We start from the raw sequence: 6,210 nt of genomic DNA, 5'->3' as shown, positions 1-6,210 counted from the left end.
GTTCAGCTTGTTTCTCTTGAAAATGAAAAAGCAAGAGTTGGTAGAGGTCATAGTGTTCTCTGAGTTCTTGAGAGTAAGAGAGCAGCTTTTCCAGAATCTCTTTGTTGGTCAAATGCATGCGAAAAGTCGGCCGATAAAAGCGTTTATCACTGAGTTTACGGCTATCTTGTTGGATCAGTTTCCAGTAGCGTTTGATAGCCTTGTATTCGTGAGATTTTCTCTCAAATTGATTCATGATTTGGATGCGAAGACGGTTCATAGCCCGGCTCAGGTGTTGGACAATGTGAAAACGATCCAGAACGATTTTCGCGGAAGGGAAGAGTTGTCTGGCGATGTCGTAGTAGGGACTAAACATGTCCATGGTAATGACTTTAACGCCGTTTCGGACCTGTCTGGAATAGCGCAGAAAGTGATTGCGAATGGTTGCTTGCGTTCGTCCGTCCAGAATTGTGATGACCTTAAGCGAGTCAAAATCCTGCGCAATGAAGCTCATCTTTCCCTTCTTGAAGCCAGCTGAAACAGTCTCTCCCCAGACTGTTTCACTCCCAAGACATGTGAGTTGGAAGATAGTTGAGATCTGCCTTAAATTTAAACTCTTTCAGTTTACGAATGACGGTTGACGTGGAAACTGCTAAGCTTTCAGCGATGGCCGTCATAGGGACTTTCTCGATCAATTTTTGAGCGATTTTCTGGTTGACGATGGTTGCGATTTGGTGATTCTTCTTGACTAAGGACGTTTCTGCGACAGCTACTTTCCCGCAATCCTGACAGCGGAAACGGCGTTTCTTTAACCGAATCAGCGTTTTGTATCCCGCACACTCTAGATAGGGGATTTTGGATTTTCTTTGGAAGTCATATTTAACCATTTGTCCTTGACAGTGAGGGCATTTAGGAGCAGGATAATCTAGCTTGGAGAAGATTTCTTTATGAGTCCCCGAGTCCTTGTAATCTAGAATGATGATATTTTTGTATTTAATTTCGAGTAGGTTTGTGATAAAATTTAATTGTTCCATAAGATTCTTTCTAATGATGGTTTCGTTGCTTTTCATTATAGGTCTTATGGGACTTTTTTTTCTACAACAAAATAGGCTCCATAATCCCTGCGGTGGATTTACCCACTACAGAAATTATAGAGCCTAAAAAAAGCAGTCCTTTGGGGCTGCTTTTCTCAATGAATAGCACTTTATAAAAGCCATCATTTATAGTATTCAAGCTTAACATAAAGGAAATTGCTATGGAAGATAAGAGAAATTATGTGGGATGAGCTTATTGGGATTTTTGCTTATCATCGGAGCAATTTAATCACTAAACAGCAGTGGTGATAGCTATAGTAATGGCTTAGAACGGTTGAAATCCGAGCGAAAAGAAGAAAAGTTACATGAGAGTCCGATGATAATCCAGAAAGCTAAAATGATGAATGGCTTAATTGATATACCTGAAGATGAAACCTTATAAGAAGAGCAGAAAAGGTTACAAGCTACTGTAGATTCTTATAATGAGCAATTGGGGTTTGAAAGGAAGCAAGAAAACAACAATCAAATGTAATTGATGTGAGCTATTGATTATGTCACAGCTCATCTGCTTACTATCCGGACATTTTTCAGAGAGAATAGCAAATTCTTGACAAATGATACAGACAAGTGTAGAATAGGAATGTAAACTACATTTGTAGAAAAAGGAGAAAGCGATATGACTATTTCAAAAAAAGCCTTTATCGGAATTCTATCTCTGACACTAGCAGTCCTATTAGCTGCTTGCTCAAGTAATGCGAATCAGGGAGGAAATACCACTTCGACCCAGTCTGAGCAAAACAAGATTTCGCAGTCATCAACTAGCTCTTCGACAGGATCTTCCTCTAGTCAGACTTCTTCACCCAATGAAGGTCAGACTAGTAATCTAGACGGAAGCTATCAGGCAAGCGACTATGATGGTGACCAATATGTCCTAGAAATTAATGGTAAGACTGGTACTTGGACGGAAACCGAGGTAGATGGCAGTAAGGAAATTAAGCAGGTACAAGTAGATACAGTTAATCAAAGATTGATTGTCGGTGACGATGTTAAAAGCTATCGCCAAAATGGTAATCAGCTGATTGTAGACGAACTGGATGATGATCCGGATACTCTGACCTTTACCAAGCAGTAAACCGTTTCTCAACCTGCTCTAGACAACTGGATGAGCCGGGCTGATAGCGGATGCTAAACGTATAGAAAAAAGAAACAAGATAAGTGTCAGTCTATGAACTGAAGCACTTGCTTGTTTCTTTTTCTTTATCTGATTTTATTGGAAGGTGTTTCTATTCTGAATCGTCTAACTTTCTCATTTCTACTTGTACTTCAACTTCATCCAGAAAAACTTGGGTAGGAGCGGTGGGAGGGATGTGCTTTTTCCAGATAAGCTGGAGAGGGGCGACAGGGTGGTGCTTTCCAGAGGAAGAAAGACTAGATTGAAATTGAGTTGAATTGGAGGATATTTTTTAAGAAGAAGTAGGCTGGCATCTTTTCCTCTCTTTCTTGTATTTTTGTATGAAACTAGAGGTATATTTTCAAAAAAGTTTCAAAAAATTTCCAATATAAACAAAATCTTGCGTATAATTCCTATCTTTTGACTTTACTTTGTGGTATACTGGGTAAGTTGCAAGTAACTAAGTTGATTTTCAAAGAATGAGAACCAGCAACGCGGGTTGCAGATATAATAAAAGGATACAAAATATCCAGCTAATCAACGACCTATCATTCTCCTGAGAATTAGCTAATGCTTAGAGATTATTAGCCTTTTGACTGATTTTCAAAGAGTAAAAATGCCTTATAAGGTGGCTTCGCACCGCCTTTAGAAAGAAGAAGAACATTGAAATTTAATGAATTACATTTATCTGCTGAATTACTAGCAGAGATTGAAAAAGCTGGCTTTGTAGAAGCAAGCCCTATCCAAGAGCAGACGATTCCACTTGCCATGGCAGGTAAGGACGTTATCGGTCAGGCCCAGACAGGGACAGGAAAGACGGCAGCCTTTGGCTTTCCAACTCTGGAGAAGATTGATACAAATAATCCTGCTGTGCAAGCATTGATTATAGCTCCAACCCGTGAATTGGCCGTGCAGAGTCAGGAAGAGCTTTTCCGTTTTGGCCGCAGCAAGGGGGTCAAGGTACGTTCTGTCTACGGTGGCTCCAGCATCGAAAAGCAAATTAAGGCCCTCAAATCTGGTGCCCATATCGTCGTAGGAACACCTGGCCGTCTTTTGGATTTAATCAAACGCAAAGCACTTAAGCTGAATCAGATTGAAACCTTGATCTTGGACGAAGCGGATGAAATGCTTAACATGGGCTTTTTGGAAGATATTGAGTCTATCATTTCTCGTGTGCCAGAAGAACGTCAGACCTTACTCTTTTCAGCGACCATGCCGGATGCTATCAAGCGTATCGGTGTGCAGTTTATGAAAGAGCCTGAGCACGTTAAGATTGCAGCTAAGGAGCTGACGACAGAGCTGGTAGATCAGTATTATATCCGTGTCAAAGAAAATGAAAAATTTGATACCATGACTCGCCTGATGGACGTGGAGCAGCCTGAGCTGTCTATCGTCTTTGGTCGGACCAAGCGTCGGGTGGATGAGCTGACTCGTGGCCTGAAAATTCGTGGTTTCCGAGCAGAGGGTATCCATGGTGATTTGGACCAAGGCAAGCGTCTTCGTGTCCTCCGTGACTTTAAAAATGGCAATCTGGATGTCTTGGTGGCGACAGATGTGGCAGCGCGTGGATTGGATATTTCTGGTGTGACCCATGTCTACAACTACGATATTCCTCAGGATCCAGAAAGCTATGTTCACCGGATTGGTCGGACTGGTCGTGCTGGTAAGTCAGGTCAGTCTATTACTTTCGTAGCACCAAATGAAATGGGTTATCTGCAGATTATCGAAAATCTGACCAAGAAGCGCATGAAAGGCCTTAAGCCAGCTACTGCAGAGGAAGCTTTCCAAGCTAAGAAAAAAGTGGCTCTTAAGAAGATTGAGCGCGATTTTGCTGATGAAAGCATCCGTTCTAACTTTGAGAAATTTGGCAAGGATGCCCGTAAGCTGGCAGCAGAATTCAGCCCAGAAGAGCTGGCCATGTATATTCTCAGCTTGACGGTGCAAGATCCAGATACTCTTCCTGAAGTAGAAATTGCCCGTGAAAAACCATTGCCATTTAAACCGTCTGGCGGTGGCTTTGGCGGTAAAGGGAAGAGCGGCCGTGGCAACGGTCGTCGAGGTGACCAAGGTCGTGATCGTCGAGGTGGACGCGAAGACCGAGATGGAGGCCGTCGTGACTTTAAACGCAAGTCAAACAAGAATAGTCGTGATTTCGAAAGCAGAGGGAACAAGCGTCCGCACCGTACTTCTAGCGAAAAGAAAACAGGCTTTGTCATCCGTAACAAGGGCGACAAATAATGGATGCTTGTCGGCTGTAGAGGCTACTAATAGTGGGAGAGCGAATATCGCTCTCTTTTTGCTTTGAAAAAATTTTGTGAATTTTGCTTTATTTACAATCATTCTTAATAGTAAACTTTTTTCAGTCGTGGTATAATGGAATGAGATTATTAATGGTATGTATGGAGTTGAATATATGATGAACCAACAGAATGAAAAGTATTATCAGGAAGTGACAGAACATCTGCGAATGAAGGGTGTTCGGCTTACTGAAACCAGAAAAGCAGTTATTGCTTTTATGATTAATAGCAGTGATCATCCTAGTGCCGAGATGATTTATCAGGCTTTGTTGCCAGAATTTCCGCACATGAGTCTGGCGACTGTCTACAATAATCTTAAAGTTCTGATTGATGAGGGATTTGTGGCAGAGCTTAAAGTCCGTAATGATACAACGACTTATTTTGATTTTATGGGACATCAGCATCTCAATGTGATTTGTGAAAAATGCGGTCGTATTGCTGATATGGACCTTAATTTACCGGATGTCAAAGAGGAAGTTGAAAAACAAACTGGCTATCGAATTACCAATGCTCAGACAACAGTTTATGGAATTTGTCCAGCCTGTCAGGAGCAAATTGTTCAAGCAGGATAAAATTGAAAAGAAGTTCATTTTGAAACTTCTTTTTTGTTTAGGAAAGTTTTTCTTTACCTAGCTTATTCATTTGTGAAATTTTTATGTTTCTCTTACTTAGACTAGCTTTTTAACGAAAAATTTTGTAAAATAGAATAGATAAACGAGGACAACCTCGGAAAATAAAAGGAGAACTTCTAATGGTAAAATTAGTTTTTGCTCGCCATGGTGAGTCTGAATGGAACAAAGCAAACCTCTTCACTGGTTGGGCTGATGTGGACCTTTCTGAAAAAGGAACCCAACAAGCAATCGACGCTGGTAAGTTGATCAAAGAAGCGGGAATTGAGTTTGATATTGCTTTCACATCAGTTTTGACACGTGCTATTAAAACAACTAATTTGGCTCTTGAATATTCAGACCAACTTTGGGTACCAGTTGAAAAATCATGGCGCTTGAACGAACGTCACTATGGTGGTCTGACTGGTAAAAACAAAGCCGAAGCAGCAGAACAATTTGGTGACGAGCAAGTTCACATTTGGCGTCGTTCTTATGATGTCTTGCCTCCAGATATGGCCAGAGATGATAAATATTCAGCTCACAGCGATCGCCGTTATGCTAATCTTGATGACACAGTGGTACCAGATGCTGAAAACTTGAAAGTTACTTTGGAACGTGCTCTTCCTTTCTGGGAAGATAAAATTGCTCCAGCTCTTAAAGATGGTAAAAATGTCTTCGTTGGTGCACACGGAAACTCTATCCGCGCTCTTGTAAAACACATCAAACAATTGTCTGATGATGAAATCATGGGAGTAGAAATTCCAAACTTCCCTCCTCTTGTATTTGAGTTTGATGAAAAATTAAACGTAGTAAAAGAATACTATCTTGGAAAATAAGAAGTACAAGAGAGTGGGACAGACAGCCATGACGACATAGCCGTCACCCACAGAAACACGAAAATAAAGAAAACAGCCCTCATTTAGAAGTATAATATAAGTGAGGGCTTTGTGGTTGATAATTTCTTGAATATCACTTTCGCGGGACAAACTAATCCACTCTACCGACGAGTACCCCAAAATATCGCCTTGAGCATGAGTATAAAAATACGACAATGTTATCGGTAGACAAGCTCTCTGACTTTATAAATGGAGGGAATCACAATGGATGTTCTCTATCAATCT

4 protein-coding genes and 1 pseudogene are annotated in these 6,210 nt (G+C 41.0%); 4 read left to right on the top strand and 1 reads right to left on the bottom strand.

What is annotated here, in order from left to right; genetic code table 11:
- Positions 1-1,013, bottom strand: a pseudogene (locus AC5FEC_RS10175) (ISL3 family transposase); the annotation flags it as partial.
- A gap of 676 nt (positions 1,014-1,689) precedes the next feature.
- Here AC5FEC_RS10175 and AC5FEC_RS10170 point away from each other — a divergent pair.
- From AC5FEC_RS10170 to AC5FEC_RS10155, 4 genes are all read left to right on the top strand, one after another.
- Positions 1,690-2,145 carry an SP_0198 family lipoprotein gene (locus AC5FEC_RS10170; RefSeq protein ID WP_304948734.1) on the top strand — a complete coding sequence of 152 codons (456 nt, stop codon included), beginning with the start codon at positions 1,690-1,692 and terminating at the stop codon, positions 2,143-2,145.
- A gap of 702 nt (positions 2,146-2,847) precedes the next feature.
- Positions 2,848-4,422 carry a degradosome RNA helicase CshA gene (cshA, locus tag AC5FEC_RS10165; protein ID WP_493662102.1) on the top strand — a complete coding sequence of 525 codons (1,575 nt, stop codon included), beginning with the start codon at positions 2,848-2,850 and terminating at the stop codon, positions 4,420-4,422.
- A gap of 178 nt (positions 4,423-4,600) precedes the next feature.
- Positions 4,601-5,053, top strand: a complete 453-nt coding sequence (locus AC5FEC_RS10160) for a Fur family transcriptional regulator (RefSeq protein WP_037614372.1) — start codon at positions 4,601-4,603, stop codon at positions 5,051-5,053.
- Between the two features lie 179 nt (positions 5,054-5,232).
- Positions 5,233-5,925 carry a phosphoglycerate mutase gene (locus AC5FEC_RS10155; RefSeq protein ID WP_234550041.1) on the top strand — a complete coding sequence of 231 codons (693 nt, stop codon included), beginning with the start codon at positions 5,233-5,235 and terminating at the stop codon, positions 5,923-5,925.
- The last annotated feature ends 285 nt before the right edge of the window (positions 5,926-6,210 follow it).

This window comes from Streptococcus sp. STC1396 (assembly GCF_058933875.1).
Note: the sequence above shows the minus strand (reverse complement) of the source record. Positions and strands in the feature narration are given on the sequence as shown.